This window comes from Thalassotalea marina, from assembly GCF_014656435.1.
GTDB lineage: Bacteria > Pseudomonadota > Gammaproteobacteria > Enterobacterales > Alteromonadaceae > Thalassotalea_C > Thalassotalea_C marina.
Map to the genome: position 1 here is coordinate 128,872 of NZ_BNCK01000007.1, position 16,313 is coordinate 145,184.

A 16,313-nucleotide genomic window follows, 5' to 3' on the forward strand; every position below is an offset into this window, starting at 1 on the left:
TGCTTGAGCTCCAAGTAAGGAGCTCAAAACCAATAGACTTATTCTGATTTAACAGGAACTAGTGTAAAACGATAACTTAGGTCTTTTGCTTTAATTGAGTATTGCTCATGTACCAACCTACCCCATGACGTATCACCACCGACTCCCATCTGTAGATGATCAATATTAACTGTAGTCAGATCCCTGCGCGGTACGTCGATCGCATGTTTTGTTGTCACTGGTACTAAACCTGATGCCGATGCTGACGCATCACCTTCAGCAAAATCAATATCCGATTGCAGATAAGGCCAAGCGCTGGTATTTAACACGTGTTCACCTATCGCTTTCAAACCAAATCCACGAGCATTGGTAACACTCATCCAACGAACGTCAGTTTTGTTCGCATTTTCTTGTGGGCGAATATAATGCTCAATTTGATCATCAACTTGGGCTTTATAAATACCAATTTTGGCACCTGTTTTTCTATCCCAATAAGATTCATGTGGTCCTCTACCATACCAAGTTAAATACTCAAATTCACCCGGCATAACAAGCTGCATCCCAAATCTAGGTATATTAGGTAGAGATTGTCCTTCAGCCAATTCCAATGAGGACGTAATTTGAATTTTACCATCGGCCGACAACAGATATGTTAACTGGTAAACACCTTTAAAAGCGTTAGACTGATAACGAGCAGTTACCTGATTATCTTTAGCAATTAAGGAATCTAACAACAAGCCCTGTTCAGCCGTTTGCCAAACTTTAGCCCACTTTTGCATGTTGTTACCCAAATCATTATCCGTTGGCGCGCGCCAAAAATTAGGTTTAAGCGCCTGTTGAATTAATGATTGCCCTGACAACTGATAGTCAGTTAAATATCCTGATTTTTTATCAAAACTGATCTTAAAGTCATCTCCAACATAGGAGATTTTCGACGCGTTTTCACTTTTAGCTATTTGGTCTTTTTTGCTTGCAGTGAACACTGGATTACTTGTTTTATTGGTTACAACAAACTGTTCAAACGCAATTTCATGACCAATCGGCAGTAAAGGCTGCTGATTTTTAACCTCAACACTTAACGTGATCACGTATTCTGTTGTGGAATCCGTTAAGTGTTTAGCAATTGGTAAATTTAATAAGGTGTTAGCTCTTGGGGCAACTGACGGCATAGGCAAGTTACCAGTCGCTATTTGTTTACCATCAGCAGTGACTGTATATCGCAACAAGTAATCGGCTAAATTGGTAAAAAAGAAATGGTTTTCTACCACAAACAGGCCTTTGACAGCATCGGTCGCAGTAAAGCGTATATTTTGGTATACCTTTTTCACTTCATAAGCGTGTGGATGTGGAACACGATCAGGGTTCATCAAACCATTATTTAAAAAGTTTCCATCTGTTGGTAAATCAGGATGAAAGTCTTTCCCGTAAGCATAATATTTCTGTCCATGTTCGTTGGTATATTCTAACGACTGATCAACCCAATCCCAGATAAACCCACCCTGCAATGATGGATATTTCTCAATCGCCGCCCAGTAATCTTTTAAATTACCCACTGAATTACCCATTGCATGTGCATATTCAATCATAATGCCTGGTCGATAGGGATTTGACTCTGCATACTCAACCAATCGCTCTATTGACGGATACATAGGAGCAAAAATGTCAGTATAGTGCTCAGTGCCTGCTGGTTCATACTGAACTGGACGAGTACCATCATTTTCTTTTAGCCATTTATAGGTAGCTTCAAAAACTTTACCTTCACCCGCTTCATTACCTAACGACCAAATAATAATAGAAGGATGGTTTTTATCACGCTCATACATCCTACGTGTACGATCAATATGCGCAGGTATCCAGCTTTCTTCATTGCCGATTTGTGTTTTAGCGTTAGTAGCTAGTGGGTGTGATTCGATGTTCGCTTCATCAATAACATAAAGACCGTATTTATCTGTAAGGTCGTACCAATAAGGATTGTTTGGATAGTGACTTGAACGCACCGCATTAATATTGAACTGCTTCATCAACTGAATATCACGTTCCATTGATGCTTTATCGACAACATGACCACGTTTAGGATCAGTTTCATGTCTATCAACACCTTTAATATAGATAGCCTGACCATTTACAAGTAGCTGCGCGTCTTTGATTTCAATATGCCTAAAGCCAATATCATCTTTTATCGACTCAATGACTTTACCTTTGTTGTCCAACAAATTAACCACTAAGGTATATAAATTTGGCTGTTCAGCCGACCACAGTGCTGGGTTTTCGATGGTATCACTTAACGACAGTTCAGCAGCTTGTAGGGATCCTAGTTTAATTTTACCTTTACCTGTTGAAACTACTTTTAAATTTTGCCTTGGATCCAATAACTTGTATTGCACATAACGAGTAGCATTTTTGTTATGATAATTTTCAACAGTTACATCCAGCGCAAATTGCCCTTGAGAAAAGTCGGCACTTAAACTTGGTTTAGCGTGAAAATCAAAAATATGCTGTTTTTGTGTTGCATAAAGATAAACATCGCGCTCAATACCTGAAATTCGCAACATATCCTGACTTTCTAAATAACTGGCATCTGTCCATCGTCGAATTTGAAATGCTAAGACATTATCACCTTGTTTAAGAAATGGTGTTAAATCAAACTCTGCCGGTGTTTTTGAGCCTTGACTGAATCCAACTTTTTCACCATTTAACCAGACATCTAATGATGATTTCGCTGCACCTACATGCAAAAATACTTGCTTACCTTGCCAAGTATCTGGCAACACAAATGATTTACGGTATGAACCTATCGGGTTGTAATCTGTTGGAGCATCAGGCCATTTAGTTGAAAAAGGAAACCTTTCATCTAAATATATTGGATAGCCGTAGCCTTCAATTTCCCAGTTCCCTGGAACAGGAATGGTTCCCCATTGGCTATCATCAAAATCATTCGAATAAAAACCTTTAGGTGCATTTTTAGGTGAACGTTGCCAATTAAAAGCCCAAAGACCATTAAGTAACATAAAATTGTTATTCAGTTCTTTTTGGTCAATTAGCGCTGCTGCTTCACTTCTGTATGGAAATAAGGTCGCTCTTGGTTCAAGTTTATTAATCGCAAAAACTGTATGGTCGCGCCATGGTTCGCGATTTTCTTCCGCAACGACAGCACTAACGCAAATTGAAGTTGATAATAAGGCAATACTCGAAACTTTTTTTAATAACATGTTTTAAACCTGTCAATCTTTGTACTATTTATACTACAATATACAAAATATCACACAAGACCAAAAAGCTATAAATTTCACCAACAATTTGTAAGTGGCTGTAAATATTTATTATTTTTAGATAAGCAAAGAATATTATCAATGTCAGAAAAGTTACTGCTGGTGTAATTAAGCACAGTCCATTATCATCTGCCGATTATTAAAGGGCTTGGCGCATTGCAGGAAAAAGTAAAAAATGGAAGATAAACATCTTAATCTGACACAACAACTTGTTCATGAGTTGGGACGTGCCATTCTCCGAGGAGAGTACAAAGTTGGTGACAAACTACCGTCTGAAGCAGAGTTAGGTGAAAAATACGACATTAGCCGCAACGCGACACGTGAAGCGGTAAAAATGTTAACCGCAAAAGGATTGATTAGCTCACGACCGCGTAAAGGTATTCGTGTTGTTGAACAAAACAAGTGGAACCTTTTTGATTCTGATGTTTTAGGTTGGATTTTAGTTGGTAAACCTGACTTGTATATGTTGCGCCACTTTATGCAGCTAAGACAGCCTGTTGAAGCACAAGCGGCATACCTAGCAGCACAATTTGCCGATGAAGAAGATTTGTCACACATTGAGCATGCACTTGAACACATGCACACCGCAGAAGAAAGCAATGATGCAGAAGCGACTCATCACGCCGATGTTAAATTTCATAAAGCAGTATTAAACGCGACAAAAAATCCATTTTTTATTCAATTAGAAAATTTTATCGAAATCGCCTTACAGGTAAATTTACGCTACACCAATCGTATTAAACCTGTAACAGAAGCTGAATATCAAGCTCATGCAGATTTATATAAAGCAATCAAACAAGGCGAAGCAAGCAGAGCTTACGACTACGCAATGAAAACTCAATCTGCCACACTAAATTTGATTGATAACGCCATTGCCGCACAAGAAAATAACTAAAACACTAGTCAGGCACTTTATCCGCTAATTAATGCTTGCTCGCACTTATGCTGCTTTAGATGGTAGTAACTTTCCAGCATTAACACTCTAATTACTGTTGCCTGGCTTGCTTTACTTTGACTCTGCCAAACAAATGCCTAGTGTTTGTAGTTGAATTATATACAAGAGTAACGTGCCAAATTTTATAATTTTTGTTAGTTATCTACACATAAGCTTGATTAAGTGACTTTATAACTTGCTAATTGAGCTAACATTTTTTAATGTTATGCTTTTGTAAATAATCATATAAAAATGGTAGCAACCTCCTTCAATCACCACCTGTGTTACGTTACCTTGTTAGGTAATGTCGTTGCTAAGCCCGACATTCGTTATTTGGCTAACCCCATTGTTCCCATTGCAGAATTTGTTATTGCTACTCATAAAAAGTGGTTAGATAAAAAAACTAACCAAATGCGAGAGTGGACAAGCTTTCATACAGTCAAGATGATAGGTGATGCAGTTGAAAAATCTTTAATTCATGCGGGTAAAGGCGACCTGATATTAATTAAAGGCCATTTAGTGGATAGCCAAAAATCTAATCGACAAATAGTTCATGCAACTTATGCCTGTGCATATAAAAAAGGCTTTGCTCCTTCGATGAACCACTTGCATATTAGTGGCAAAATTGTCAATCAGGTTAAATTAGTAACAACTGAAACAGGATCAAACTTAGCTGAATTTGTGTTGAACAGCCAATTTGAAGCCTATTCACCTATTTACCAACAAACACGTAAACTAAGCCTAGAACGCACAGTACATGTATGGGGAAAACAAGCTCAGTACATTGCAGAACATGCCGCAGCAGATAAAGACGTGGTTATAGATGGAAGTTTAAGTTATTTAAACAATAATAGTAATATACAACTCATTGATGCCCAACAGCTCACTATATTAAACAAATACGGCTAGGTGATTACCGAACATTGACGGAAAAGAGTCGGAATGACACATAAAAATATAATAACAATTCAACTTATTGTCGCAATTTTCATTAGCTTTTTAATACAGCCTTTTGCTTTTTGTGCAAATACAGACGCTAAGTTTAATCAACTAGCTGTCTTTAGTTCTTCACCAGATAGCCATTGGCAGATGGCAAAGGTAATCCCAAATAGCCAAAACCAATTTTTAATTATCGACCAAGCTCATAAATTACAACTAACGCAAGCAAACGGTAACCCGATCACGTTATTGGACGGTAAACAGCACATTCAGCGTTTGGTAAAATTCAGTGCATTGGCTTTGCATCCCAGTTTTGCCTATTCAGAGCAACACGGCGCTTTTACTTTTTACACCGCTCATACCGAGCTTGCAGAAGACATAAAACATCGAAATCGTCTCCCGCTAAAGTCAGACACAACAGCACCTTTTGATAATGTAGTCACTGAATGGCAACTCAAGTCGACAGATACAGGATTTGTGCTCGAGGAAGAGAGTAAACGCGAACTCATTCGAATCCCGTCGCCAAATTTAGAAGCAAGTATCAATCAAGTCGCGTTTAACCCTTTTATTAAAAATTGGCAAAAACACTATGGTTTGTTATTTGTCGCATTGCCTAGTATCACAGGTTTAGAGCAACACCCATTGTACTCAGGCAGTGTATTGCGTATTAACCCCGCATCATTTGGACTACGGGCATACACAGTACCTACCGACAATCCGTTTACGCTAAATAATGACATTCACCCTGAAGTGGCAGCTACAGGGCTAGGCCCAGTTCAAACTGTGCATTGGCTAAAAGAAAATGTTAACCAATTTGCAGTTAATAACGGTAAAACAACCAGTTTGGTCAAGTTAGGTGATGATTGGCGACAAGTGGAACATCAAGACAAGCAAGCAGTTGAATTAGCTAATATCAGTAACATGTTGTACTTTCGCAATAGTGCGCTAAACAATGACATGCTGCCCTTTGTTTTTGTTATGAAAAAAAGCGACAGCTGGAAGTTAGCCGCAATGTCACTTTCTGCAATGACATTGCCGACAGAAATCATGCCAATACCTAATGAAATCATTAAAGCGAATGGTCGGCCATTGCTGTTTAAAGGCAGTGAAGGAGAACTTTTATTATTAGAATTAAAAACCAAGTCCTTATTTACACTATCCGGCTTCATTGCAGCTAAAACAATCGAGCATGCTGCGCCAGATAATGCCACGCCAGTAGCAACAAACTCCAACAACCTATTTATTATTTTAATCATTTTAGGCTTAATTTTTCTCGCTGGTTTTATGCTTCTTCGTAAGCAAGATAGATTTAAAGACGCCAAAAAACTGTTAAACAGTCATTATGCACGCTTCGACGTTGATCAAGATTTGAATCAGCTACATTTATATAAACGACATCAAGAAGTGGCGAGTAAATCGTTGTCGTTTAATCAAGTATTACGTTGTGAAGTGTCACTAAACGACACCGTTATTGCCACGGTTGATGAACAAACTCCTTTTAGCAATAGTGCAGAAAAAGCTGTTAACAACGCATTTAAAGAAGAAAAACGCCACAAAATGGTTGATGACAAGGTGCGTAAAGTTGCAATGACCTTGCTCAATCAAGATAAAAAAACAGATAATTTGTGTCTGTATTTGCGTGAAGGAAATCAGCGTTTAACGAAAATGCGATATGAACATGTACAATCCCAAGTAATTGACTGGTTATGGCATCTATCATATGTAGTTGCACCTGAGTCGACAGAAAAGCGTTTAATCACAGAAAAACCTGTTAAACCTAAACCTTCGGTAAAAAAAGTTGTTTCGACACCTGTACCAACCCCAGCATCGCCAGTTCAACATGTGCAGAACGACAAGCCTGTTAATAGTGAGAGTCTTCCGACATCAGCGCAACCTCGACCACAAGATCAACAGATAAACAAAAGTGATGATGAACTTATAGATTCGCTCAATAAATTGTTGGAGTTAAAAAATCAGGGCTTTTTAACCGAAGCAGAGTTCGAAAACAGCAAAGCTAAAATCGTTTTACAATTGACTCAAACCAAAAAATAAATGATACCTATTGGGATAAACTGAGTAGCGGATATAATAAAAAAGGAGCCTAAGCTCCTTTTTTATTTAAGGTTATTTTACCTACTTCAGTTCGAGTAAGTATTTCACTAGATTATTGTAATCTTGTTGGAAGTTATCTTTATCTAGGTGTTTTACATCGATCATATATTTGCCATTTACTACGACCGAAGGCACACTTTTTAGCTCACCTTTTGAAGCTAAGGTATTTTGATATTCATGCATGGTATCAGCAAGCTGTTGAACTTCTTCGCTAGCCATTAACGCATCAAATTTAGCACCGTCTGCGCCATTTAAAACAAATACATTACGGATATCTTTTTCTGAAGTAGGAACCGCTCTATGCACATGGATATACTTGAAAATTGCAGCAATATTTGCATCCGTACCTTCCATTTTTTCAGCTACAACTAATGCTTTAGTCATTAAACCTTGCATTTTTTTTGAAGCGCCACCTAAAAAGTTCACGTGGTTTTTAACAAATGCAGCACCTTCAGGTAGATTCTCTTTAATCGACTTAACCATAAATTCAAAGCGGTAACAGTGACCACAATAAAAAGAGAAAAACTCTCTCACTTCTGGGCCATTTACCGGTAATGGTGTTATTTTTTTATAATGTTCACCTTCCTGGTAATCATTAGCCGAAGCCGTTCCTAAAGTCAGTAGCAGAATCAAAAAGCTGATAACTGTACGCATGTTGTCGCTCCTAATAATTTTTATGGTATCAATGATAATGGTGGTTGCTGCAATGCTGCATATTGTTCTTTTAGTGACAGTATTTGTTCTTCCCAGTATCTTTGTGTATTAAACCATGGGAAGCTCAAAGGAAATGCCGGATCTTCCCAGCGCTGACACAACCAAGCCATATAATTTATAACACGCATACTACGTAAAGATTCAATTAAGGCAAGCTGTTTTGGATTAAACTCATGAAACTCTTCGTACCCAGAAAGTAAGGTATCTAATTGTAAAGTCCGCTGTTGTCGGTCACCAGATAACATCATCCACAAATCTTGGATAGCAGGTCCCATTCGACAATCGTCTAGATCTACAAAATGCGGTCCGTTATCAGTCCAAAAAATGTTACCAGCATGGCAGTCGCCATGTAACCTGATAATGTCATCAGCTTGATACTGTTGTTCAACCAACTCAGCAACCTGTTCAAGAACAGTAAAAAATGCAGTTGCTATATTACTTGGCACATAATTAGACTGACGAATCGTTGCTATCGCATCAGTGATAAACGAGGTATGACTAATAGCTGGCCTATGTGTAAACTCTTTTTTTGCCGCAATTGCATGTATACGACCGACAAAGCGTCCCATCCATTCCAGCTGATCTAAATTATCAACTTCAAAAATGCGACCACCTCGGCAGGGGTATAATGCAAAGGAATAACCTTGATACTCAAAAAGCGACTTACCGCTGATGACAAGAGGCGCTACTATCGGTAGTTCATGCTCTGTAAGTTCTAGGGCGAAGTCGTGTTCTTCTTGAATTTGTGCTTGTGACCAACGCTGTGGGCGGTAGAACTTGGTCACATATTTGATATTGTCTATGTCATGAAACTGGTATACACGATTTTCATAACTGTTTAGGGCTAGCAAGCCACTGTCGACTTGCAGGCCCAAACTTTCGATACCATCGAGAATGATATCCGGAGTTAATTCACTAAAATTAAAAACTGGCATTAACGTTTATTAAAGAAGCGCGATTCATGCGTCAATGATACCTCATCTTCGTCAGAAACTAACTCAATAATAAACTCAATGTCTGTCATATAACCTTTCAATTCATAAGGATCAACTGAAATACTCATGGGTAGCGTATAAACAGATGATGCTTTAACCATGACTTCTTGATCACCATGCCAAGTATAATTTTCTAAACCTTTTACCGACAGACGGTAAGTGTTATCAGTTTGAGATTTATTTAATATTTTCAGGGTATAAACGTTTTCGATTTCCCCGTTAAAGTTTTCTTTAGCTAATTCTGTGCGATCGCGGATGATATCAAGTGACACAGGCACTCTATTAGATATTTCCCAAACCAACATACTCGACATAATGATTAGTACTACGGCATAACCAATCAATTTTGAACGGATAAGGTGGACCTTTTTACCTTCAAGCTCATGTTCTGTGGTGTAGCGAATTAACCCTTTGGGATACTTCATACGCTCCATCACACCGTCACACGCATCTACACATGCGCCACAGTTAATACACTCGTACTGCAATCCATTTCTTATATCTATGCCCGTAGGACACACCTGAACACATAAATTACAATCAATACAATCACCTAAACCCATGGCTTTATGGTCTTGTTTACGAGATCTCGCTCCGCGGTTTTCACCACGTTTGTAATCATAAGATACCGTTAACGTATCTTTATCAAACATTGCTGATTGAAATCGTGCATAGGGGCACATATGTAAACACATGATTTCACGCATCCAGCCAGCGTTACCATAGGTACAAAAGGCAAAAAACCAAATCACTGCCGCCATGGCAAACGAACTGTTAAAGGTGAAAAAATCTAAGAATACGTGTTCAACTGGAGCGAAATAGCCAACAAAAGTTAACGATGTCAACAAAGCAAACATCAACCAGCAGAAGTGTTTGAGTGCTTTGCGCCAAAATTTATTAAAATCCATTTTTTGCGCATCGAGTTTTTTACGTTGGTTGGCGCTACCTTCTATTTTTTCTTCAAACCAGATAAAAATAAATGTCCAAACCGTTTGTGGACACAAGTAACCACACCAAACTCGCCCAAGGAAAGTCGTGACAAAAAACAGTAAAAATGCACTAAGAATGAATAGCCAAGCTAATAAGGTGAGATCTTGAGGCCATAAGGTTAAGCCCCACAAGGTAAACCGTTGATTTGCAATATCTAATAGTATTGCTTGGTTTCCGTTATATGTTAGCCAGGGAAGCAGGGCAAAGAGAGCTAAGAAAAAGAAATTCATCTTTTGTCTTAGTTGCTGAAAAAAGCCTGTTACTTTTCTAACGTAAATCTGATCACGCGGTTTATATTGCTCTACCGGGTTAGGTTTTTCTATTTTTATATTTTTAACCGGTATATCAATTCGCGCTTTGGTGTTTTCTTGCTCTATACTCACACTCAATCCTACAATTAGCGATTTAATTTTCCGAGTCAGTTGAAAATAAAAAGATGCTACTCTTTATGATAAAAGACCATTTATTGTTAACGAAAAATTTATTATCTTATTAACAGCTTACTATTATACGACATGCTATGAAGAATTTATTGATCTTAATCGTTGTTGCGGCACTTTTTTTACACTTTTTTCCGCAACCAAAACTAACACAATGGTATCACGAGCAAAAAGAGACTGTGCTTGAAATGTTTAATACGGCGACAGATACCAAAGTGAGGCTCAACCCCAACAAAATATATCGGAACTTATCTAAAGACCTGTCTTCGTTTAATGAACAAGAACAGGAGTATTTAAAGGAAATCACAGAAACGCGAAGTAATGTGAAATCCTTTTATTTTGAATATTGTGATAAACCTAAACGCACGCCTAGGTTACATCAAAAAAATCAAGAAACTGTGTGTAACGTCATAAAACCGTATCAGTCTCTGTTTTAAGTTATTCAGACACTCTAGCTAGGGCGTGTTGATCATTCGCGGTTAAAATTTGTTCGAGATAAAAGCGTTTTAATCGCGGCGAGAGGTTTGTCGCCTAGTCATTCTAAGCAAAACACCGCTCAACAATGAGTAAAACGCTTTTAGCCGAACCCTTTGGGCAGCGTTTGTTGGCACTTTTTACTGCGTTATCGGCTTATCAGGTAGAATAACTACATATCAAAGCCTCTGCCTTGTATAAAGAACCCACAAACTGCTGCAAAATTCAGCTCGAAAGATCAACACGCCCTAATAATTTGCTAAAAGCTTCACGGCTTTCAGCTTCATGAGGGTGGTGTTTATCTTTTACTACCCACTGGCCATTAATCATCACATGTTTAATGGCGTTATTTTGTGTCGCAAATACTAAGCTATCAAGTAAGTGTTGTGGTTTTTGAGCAAACAACGACATCGCCTGTTCGTCTAACACAAGTAAATCAGCCTGTTTACCCAGCGCTAACTCGCCAGCATTAGTATTTGTCGATATGGCACCACCTAGGGCAGCGCTTTGCCATAAATATTGACCAACGGAAGGTGTTTTATTGGTCGCCAATAATGCACGTTTTTGACGATCTAAACGCTGTGCATATTCTAACCATCGTAGCTCTTCTATCGGATTTACCGATATATGACTATCAGAACCAATCGCCAAGTAGCCACCTTCTAGCATATATTCTGTGGTTGGATAAATGCCATCGCCAAGATTGGCTTCTGTTGTTGGACAGATACCAGCAACCGCACCAGATGAGGCTAACCCCTGACGCTCTTGCTGATCTATATGGGTCGCATGGATTAAACACCAACGCTTATCAACTGCCATATTGTCTAATAACCATTGAACAGGTCGTTTACCATAATGTGCAATACAATCATTAACTTCTTGCTGCTGTTCGGCAATATGAATATGTATCGGCGCATTTTTATCCAGTAAAGTTAAATGTGCTACGGCTGCACTTAGGGCCTCTTTATCGACAGCTCTTAAGGAATGAGGGGCGATACCTACATTGCTATTTTCATATTCTTTACTTAATTCAAAACAGTCTGACACTAGCTGATTAAATTGTTCCGTTGAATTAATAAACCTTTTTTGACCTTCATTTGGCGCTTGAGCACCAAAGCCACTGTATTGATATAACACGGGTAACAAGGTTAACCCTATTCCTGCTTCCTTGGCGGCATTGAATATTGCTTTAGCCATTGTGGCAAGTTCAGGATAGTTCGCGCCATTTTGATCGTGGTGTAAATAATGAAATTCAGCAACTCGAGTGTAACCCGATTTCACCATTTCAATGTATAACTGCTTAGCGATAGCTTGTGCATCTTTATCCGTTAATTGCGCTAAAAATTGATACATAATTTTGCGCCAAGTCCAAAAGCTATCTTTGCCTTCACTTCCTTGTTCGCTAAACCCTGCAAATGCCCGTTGAAACGCATGCGAATGGCAGTTAATCATGCCGGGGATCACTGTGCCATATTGTTCCGCATCGGTATCAATTCCTGGCTTAATATCACTGATTACACCATCTTCAATAGTCAGTGTAATGTCGTGCTGCCAGCCAGTGTTAAGCAATATATTTTTAGCTGAGATTTTCATAATTAACGGTTTTCTTGTGCAAATGAAATTAGGGTTTGTACTAACTCTTTTAATTTAGGAATAACTTGTTCTGCGCGTTGTTCACAATAAGTTAGCTTTTCTTCATCCATGTATGTTCGTTGAGATAATTCAAGTTGAACTGCATGTATATTTTTCTCTGGCTTTCCATAGTGTCTCGTAATATATCCACCTTTAAAACGGCCGTTACTGACCTGTGAATACGGTGAGTAATTAACTTGTTCGATATGGTCTAGCAAACTCGAATCACAGCTTTCTCCATTGGCGGTACCAAAATTAAAGTCAGGTAAAGTACCCTCAAAAAATCTCGGCACTTGTGATTTTATTGAGTGTGCCTCTAATAAAACGGCAACACCATAAGTGTCTAACATTTGGCTTAGCGTTTTTTCGATTGCATCATGATATGGTTGCCAATATAACTGTACCCGGCGACTAATTTCCTCTTGATCTGGTGTTTTATTTTCTAAGTACAAAGGAGATAGATCAAAAGCGGTTGTTGGGCATAACTCTGTTGAGTTTGCTCCCGGATAGAGATTAACGCCTGCAGGGTCACGATTTAAATCAATGACATATCGACTACATTCTGGTTTTAAAACATAAGCTCCTAGTTCAAGCGCAAACTGGTAGAGTTTATCTTTAAACCAGTCAGTATCTCGACTAGATAGCCCACTTTCCGTCATGTTAACAGCAATATCAGCGGGAATATGTGATCCATTGTGCGGCATACTGATCAGCAGTGGGACAGTCCCTAAATGGAGTTGAAACGAAGATGACATGAAAAAGCCCTAAATTGTATATACAACTTGAGTTAAATCTATCACGAACTTAGGTAACGAAGCAATCTTTGATATAGCAAGGTAACGGGCTAATGTTAGGCAGTTAATTCAAACTGATAACGAGGGGGTTTTGTATATGCTTGATTAATATCAGCATAAAAAGTAGCAACCACTACAGCAGCCTGTTCAATTTCTGATGACCGTGAAGGTGCTATTTTTTCTTGCGCTTTGAGAGTGGCATTAATTTGTTGATCAAAATTTTGACTGTCATTATCTAAATCATCAACTTGTTCTTTTGCAAAACTGTCGTTGACACTAGCGCGTGTGTGTGAAGGTTTTGCACTGCCTTCTAACTCTAGAGATTCAGATAATAACTGTGACTGTGCTTCAGCAATTAGTTGTGCTGCTTTGCTAGCAATTCTGGTGTCTTGAGTTGAAGGGTTAGCTGGCGCTAGTGCTGCATTATACACTTTTTGTAATTTGGTAATGGTAGCCTGTGGATCACCTTTAACTGGTGACAGATCAACAGCAACTTCCCCTTCTACCGCATACTTTTTACCATCGGGGCCAACTTCAAAAGTATAACTTGGTGCGCCAGTATGTGCGCCCCCCGCGGCGGCATGAGCCTGTTCATGTGCCCGAACTTCTCTATCCCTAGATTGTAATTCTTTGATAATTTGTTGGTCAGCAAAATCAGGCTCAGAAGTGTCCTGATTGCTGGGATTAACGCCATCTTTTTCTTCATTGGCCTCTTCACTTCGCTCAGTGTTACTAGCATTTTCTTGTTGCTGTGAAGGGGGTTGATCTGAGTTTCCTGAGTTGTCTTCAGATATTGTAGAGCTTGCGCGTTCAGCTTGTTGGCGTAATTGTTCAAAGTTAATCTGCTCACTATTTTGAGCAGGTGTTCTAACGCGTTCTCGCTCCGATGCAGCGCCTTTCTCTGCTGCTGATTGCTGAGATGCTGCAGGCTGAGCAATAACCTCACGTTGTGCATTATCACGGCGCAATGCATCCGTCGGCGGATTAGAGGCCGTCGGTATAGGTATTTGTACAGGTTGCGTGATAATGTTCATAAATTTAAGCCGTTACATCAAGCAATGTGCCCAAGGTTTCATCAGCAGTCTCGATGACCTTAGCTGATGCTTTTGCTTGGTACTCAGCAACGCGCATTTCAACAATTGATTGATTTAGATCGGACAAATCACCAGACCCGGTATTTTGCTCAACAGTTTGATCGTTAACTTGCTGTCCTAAACTCGGCTCTTCAGCGTTGTAACCAACTGCACGAGCAATGTCAGATGCTGCTTGATTAGCAGTATCAGTTGCTTTTTGAAAACCTTGTATGCCAGCATTAAAGGCAGAACCAATATCCATGTACCTCTCCTTAATAATCTAACTCGCCCATTCTTTTGAGCAAATTAACAACAGATATTAATGACACTTGAACTGTTCAATTATTAACCATGACAATTAAAATGTAAAGCTTGGCCTACTAGGGCTAAGCCATTAATTTACATTGTTGCAACCAATTAACTAATGCTTGCTCAAACTCGTCAACGTGACTGATAAAAGGCGCATGTGATGCCTTGTCTAAAACGATCGAATCACTAGTTGGCGCCAAATCATCAATTTTGTTTAAAACCGCTTTAGGCACTAAGCCATCTAGTCGCCCATATATTCTGAGAAATGGACAGCTAATATCAGACAGCGATGCGCGGTGATCGACCGTTTCTAGTAATAATAACGACTCTTCTAATGTCCGCTTCGTTGGCATATCAAACTGCATAATAAGATCTCTTATTGTGCGAATATCGTCTCTTATATGCGGACTACCCATTGCTTGAATTTTTAGAAAGTTTTCTATGGTTTTTTTTGTATCACTTTCAAGTTGACGATGAAACATAGCCAATACATTAGGTTCGATACCTGGCCAATCTTCACCAGCAACAAAATACGGTGAACTTGCCACAGTAACAAGGGCCATTACATCGTTTTTATATTGTTTTGCCAGTTCAGTAGCAACTAATCCGCCTAGCGACCATCCTAAATACACAGCCGGCTTACCTACCGCCAACTTAATTTGTTCAGTAATACTCACTAGCTCGTAAGACGTCGGAACATTGTCAATATTGAGGCCATAACCAGGTAAGTCTATTGTGATCACTTCAAAGTCACTGGCAAGCTTTTTAGCCAAAGGTTGCCAAACCCCGGCATTGAGGCCCCAGCCATGAATTAATACTAAGGGAATGCCTTGACCAAACCTCGTAACCTTTAAATTATTTGCCATACTGTGTGTTGTATTGTTAATAAAGGAGGCAAGTCTAATGAAACTTGCCAATAAATGGAATTATTCAGTCGAGTTCATCTTGTGCTTTACCAAAAATTAAAACATCTATTTCAACACAGTTTGACTAAGGTAAGTTGCTGTTCGCTTTGTCATCAAAAAGTTCATTCAAGCCTAATGTTATGCCGTCATTGTCTGTCCGACTTACCTACTCTTCACTATCCTGACAACTTTTTCAATTTATTGCATTGGCCAGCCATTGACCTTTTATTTAAAAAGCGAAACTTTGATCAGTTAATATGTGTAGCACCATATGTTTGGCCATTTGATCACTGGCTCAAACAACTTAAATATCAGCATAAATTTCAATTATCACTAGGGTTGGCAGAGATTATCGCCTTACAACTTAAAAGTTACTTTCAACAGAATAAATACCAAAAATCAGCACTGACTTGTGTACCTACCGATGTCAGCCGTTGGCAACAAAGAGGTTTTAATCCAGCACATTTAATTGCTCAACACCTAGCTAAAATGTCTCAAATTCATTACCAACCTAATTTGCTGCGTCGGATCAACACTAGTGACAGCCAAGTAGGTAAAACAGGAGCACAAAGGAGAAAAGATCTAAAAAACGCTTTTGAAGTCACTGACGTTGATTGCTCTGCCAAACATATAGTTTTGTTTGACGATGTGATAACAACAGGCAGCACAGTAAACGAAATTAGCCGCCTGTTAAAAAAGCAAGGAGTTCAACACGTGACAGTGTTAACCCTTGCCATTGCATTGCCCAAATAAA

General features: G+C 39.0%; 14 protein-coding genes. 5 read left to right on the forward strand and 9 right to left on the reverse strand.

The features are described 5' to 3' along the window. Positions 1-38: 38 nt before the first annotated feature. The gene (lacZ, locus tag IE199_RS15310; RefSeq protein WP_189772226.1) at positions 39-3,188 is read right to left on the reverse strand and encodes a beta-galactosidase, LacZ type; all 3,150 of its coding nucleotides are present in this window, start codon (positions 3,186-3,188) and stop codon (positions 39-41) included. A gap of 235 nt (positions 3,189-3,423) precedes the next feature. On the opposite strand from lacZ, the gene IE199_RS15315 reads away from it, so the two are divergent. The 3 genes from IE199_RS15315 to IE199_RS15325 all read left to right on the forward strand — a co-directional run bounded on the left by IE199_RS15315 (position 3,424) and on the right by IE199_RS15325 (position 7,173). Continuing rightward, a complete protein-coding gene (locus tag IE199_RS15315; RefSeq protein WP_189772228.1) occupies positions 3,424-4,143 on the forward strand; it encodes a FadR/GntR family transcriptional regulator in 720 nt (239 codons plus the stop codon). Positions 4,144-4,434: 291 nt separating this feature from the next. Then, positions 4,435-5,091, forward strand: a complete 657-nt coding sequence (locus tag IE199_RS15320; RefSeq protein WP_189772236.1) for a single-stranded DNA-binding protein — start codon at positions 4,435-4,437, stop codon at positions 5,089-5,091. A 33-nt stretch (positions 5,092-5,124) separates the two neighbouring features. After that, entirely contained in the window at positions 5,125-7,173 is a 2,049-nt protein-coding gene (locus IE199_RS15325; protein ID WP_189772238.1) for an SHOCT domain-containing protein, read from the forward strand. A gap of 81 nt (positions 7,174-7,254) precedes the next feature. Here the strand turns inward: IE199_RS15325 and IE199_RS15330 are convergent, their stop codons facing one another. From IE199_RS15330 to ccoG, 3 genes are read right to left on the reverse strand one after another with little or no spacing between them, the layout of a single operon-like run. Beyond that, a complete protein-coding gene (locus tag IE199_RS15330; RefSeq protein WP_189772240.1) occupies positions 7,255-7,887 on the reverse strand; it encodes a thiol:disulfide interchange protein DsbA/DsbL in 633 nt (210 codons plus the stop codon). 20 nt (positions 7,888-7,907) lie between these two features. Further along, entirely contained in the window at positions 7,908-8,882 is a 975-nt protein-coding gene (locus IE199_RS15335) for a serine/threonine protein kinase (RefSeq protein ID WP_189772247.1), read from the reverse strand. Beyond that, positions 8,882-10,315 (reverse strand): cytochrome c oxidase accessory protein CcoG, encoded by a 1,434-nt coding sequence (gene ccoG, locus IE199_RS15340; protein ID WP_229854757.1) that lies wholly within the window; start codon positions 10,313-10,315, stop codon positions 8,882-8,884. Before ccoG ends, IE199_RS15335 begins: the two co-directional genes overlap by 1 nt. Before the next feature lie 137 nt (positions 10,316-10,452). Between ccoG and IE199_RS15345 the strand changes: the two genes are divergently transcribed. Beyond that, positions 10,453-10,809 carry a hypothetical protein gene (locus IE199_RS15345; protein ID WP_189772249.1) on the forward strand — a complete coding sequence of 119 codons (357 nt, stop codon included), beginning with the start codon at positions 10,453-10,455 and terminating at the stop codon, positions 10,807-10,809. 262 nt (positions 10,810-11,071) lie between these two features. On the opposite strand, the gene IE199_RS15350 is transcribed toward IE199_RS15345, so the two are convergent. The 5 genes from IE199_RS15350 to bioH all read right to left on the reverse strand — a co-directional run bounded on the left by IE199_RS15350 (position 11,072) and on the right by bioH (position 15,520). Beyond that, positions 11,072-12,439, reverse strand: coding sequence for a formimidoylglutamate deiminase (locus tag IE199_RS15350; RefSeq protein WP_189772251.1), 1,368 nt, complete (start codon positions 12,437-12,439; stop codon positions 11,072-11,074). Positions 12,440-12,441: 2 nt separating this feature from the next. After that, the gene (gene hutG, locus IE199_RS15355; RefSeq protein ID WP_189772253.1) at positions 12,442-13,233 is read right to left on the reverse strand and encodes an N-formylglutamate deformylase; all 792 of its coding nucleotides are present in this window, start codon (positions 13,231-13,233) and stop codon (positions 12,442-12,444) included. 95 nt (positions 13,234-13,328) lie between these two features. Next, on the reverse strand, positions 13,329-14,306 hold the full coding sequence (locus tag IE199_RS15360) for a putative metalloprotease CJM1_0395 family protein (protein ID WP_189772255.1): 978 nt from the start codon (positions 14,304-14,306) through the stop codon (positions 13,329-13,331). 4 nt (positions 14,307-14,310) lie between these two features. Continuing rightward, complete coding sequence (locus IE199_RS15365) at positions 14,311-14,607, reverse strand: hypothetical protein (RefSeq protein ID WP_189772257.1); 297 nt, start codon at positions 14,605-14,607, stop codon at positions 14,311-14,313. 124 nt (positions 14,608-14,731) lie between these two features. After that, the gene (gene bioH / locus IE199_RS15370; RefSeq protein ID WP_189772266.1) at positions 14,732-15,520 is read right to left on the reverse strand and encodes a pimeloyl-ACP methyl ester esterase BioH; all 789 of its coding nucleotides are present in this window, start codon (positions 15,518-15,520) and stop codon (positions 14,732-14,734) included. A gap of 54 nt (positions 15,521-15,574) precedes the next feature. Between bioH and IE199_RS15375 the strand changes: the two genes are divergently transcribed. Next, positions 15,575-16,312, forward strand: coding sequence for a ComF family protein (locus tag IE199_RS15375; protein WP_189772268.1), 738 nt, complete (start codon positions 15,575-15,577; stop codon positions 16,310-16,312). Position 16,313: the final 1 nt, after the last annotated feature.

What these genes read in the sequence shown, in the direction of transcription:
- lacZ (WP_189772226.1), bottom strand. Translation starts at nt 3,188, where the DNA reads ATGTTATTAAAAAAAGTTTCGAGTATTGCCTTATTATCAACTTCAATT.
- IE199_RS15315 (WP_189772228.1), top strand. Translation starts at nt 3,424, where the DNA reads ATGGAAGATAAACATCTTAATCTGACACAACAACTTGTTCATGAGTTG.
- IE199_RS15320 (WP_189772236.1), top strand. Translation starts at nt 4,435, where the DNA reads ATGGTAGCAACCTCCTTCAATCACCACCTGTGTTACGTTACCTTGTTA.
- IE199_RS15325 (WP_189772238.1), top strand. Translation starts at nt 5,125, where the DNA reads ATGACACATAAAAATATAATAACAATTCAACTTATTGTCGCAATTTTC.
- IE199_RS15330 (WP_189772240.1), bottom strand. Translation starts at nt 7,887, where the DNA reads ATGCGTACAGTTATCAGCTTTTTGATTCTGCTACTGACTTTAGGAACG.
- IE199_RS15335 (WP_189772247.1), bottom strand. Translation starts at nt 8,882, where the DNA reads ATGCCAGTTTTTAATTTTAGTGAATTAACTCCGGATATCATTCTCGAT.
- IE199_RS15345 (WP_189772249.1), top strand. Translation starts at nt 10,453, where the DNA reads ATGAAGAATTTATTGATCTTAATCGTTGTTGCGGCACTTTTTTTACAC.
- IE199_RS15350 (WP_189772251.1), bottom strand. Translation starts at nt 12,439, where the DNA reads ATGAAAATCTCAGCTAAAAATATATTGCTTAACACTGGCTGGCAGCAC.
- hutG (WP_189772253.1), bottom strand. Translation starts at nt 13,233, where the DNA reads ATGTCATCTTCGTTTCAACTCCATTTAGGGACTGTCCCACTGCTGATC.
- IE199_RS15360 (WP_189772255.1), bottom strand. Translation starts at nt 14,306, where the DNA reads ATGAACATTATCACGCAACCTGTACAAATACCTATACCGACGGCCTCT.
- IE199_RS15365 (WP_189772257.1), bottom strand. Translation starts at nt 14,607, where the DNA reads ATGGATATTGGTTCTGCCTTTAATGCTGGCATACAAGGTTTTCAAAAA.
- bioH (WP_189772266.1), bottom strand. Translation starts at nt 15,520, where the DNA reads ATGGCAAATAATTTAAAGGTTACGAGGTTTGGTCAAGGCATTCCCTTA.
- IE199_RS15375 (WP_189772268.1), top strand. Translation starts at nt 15,575, where the DNA reads ATGGAATTATTCAGTCGAGTTCATCTTGTGCTTTACCAAAAATTAAAA.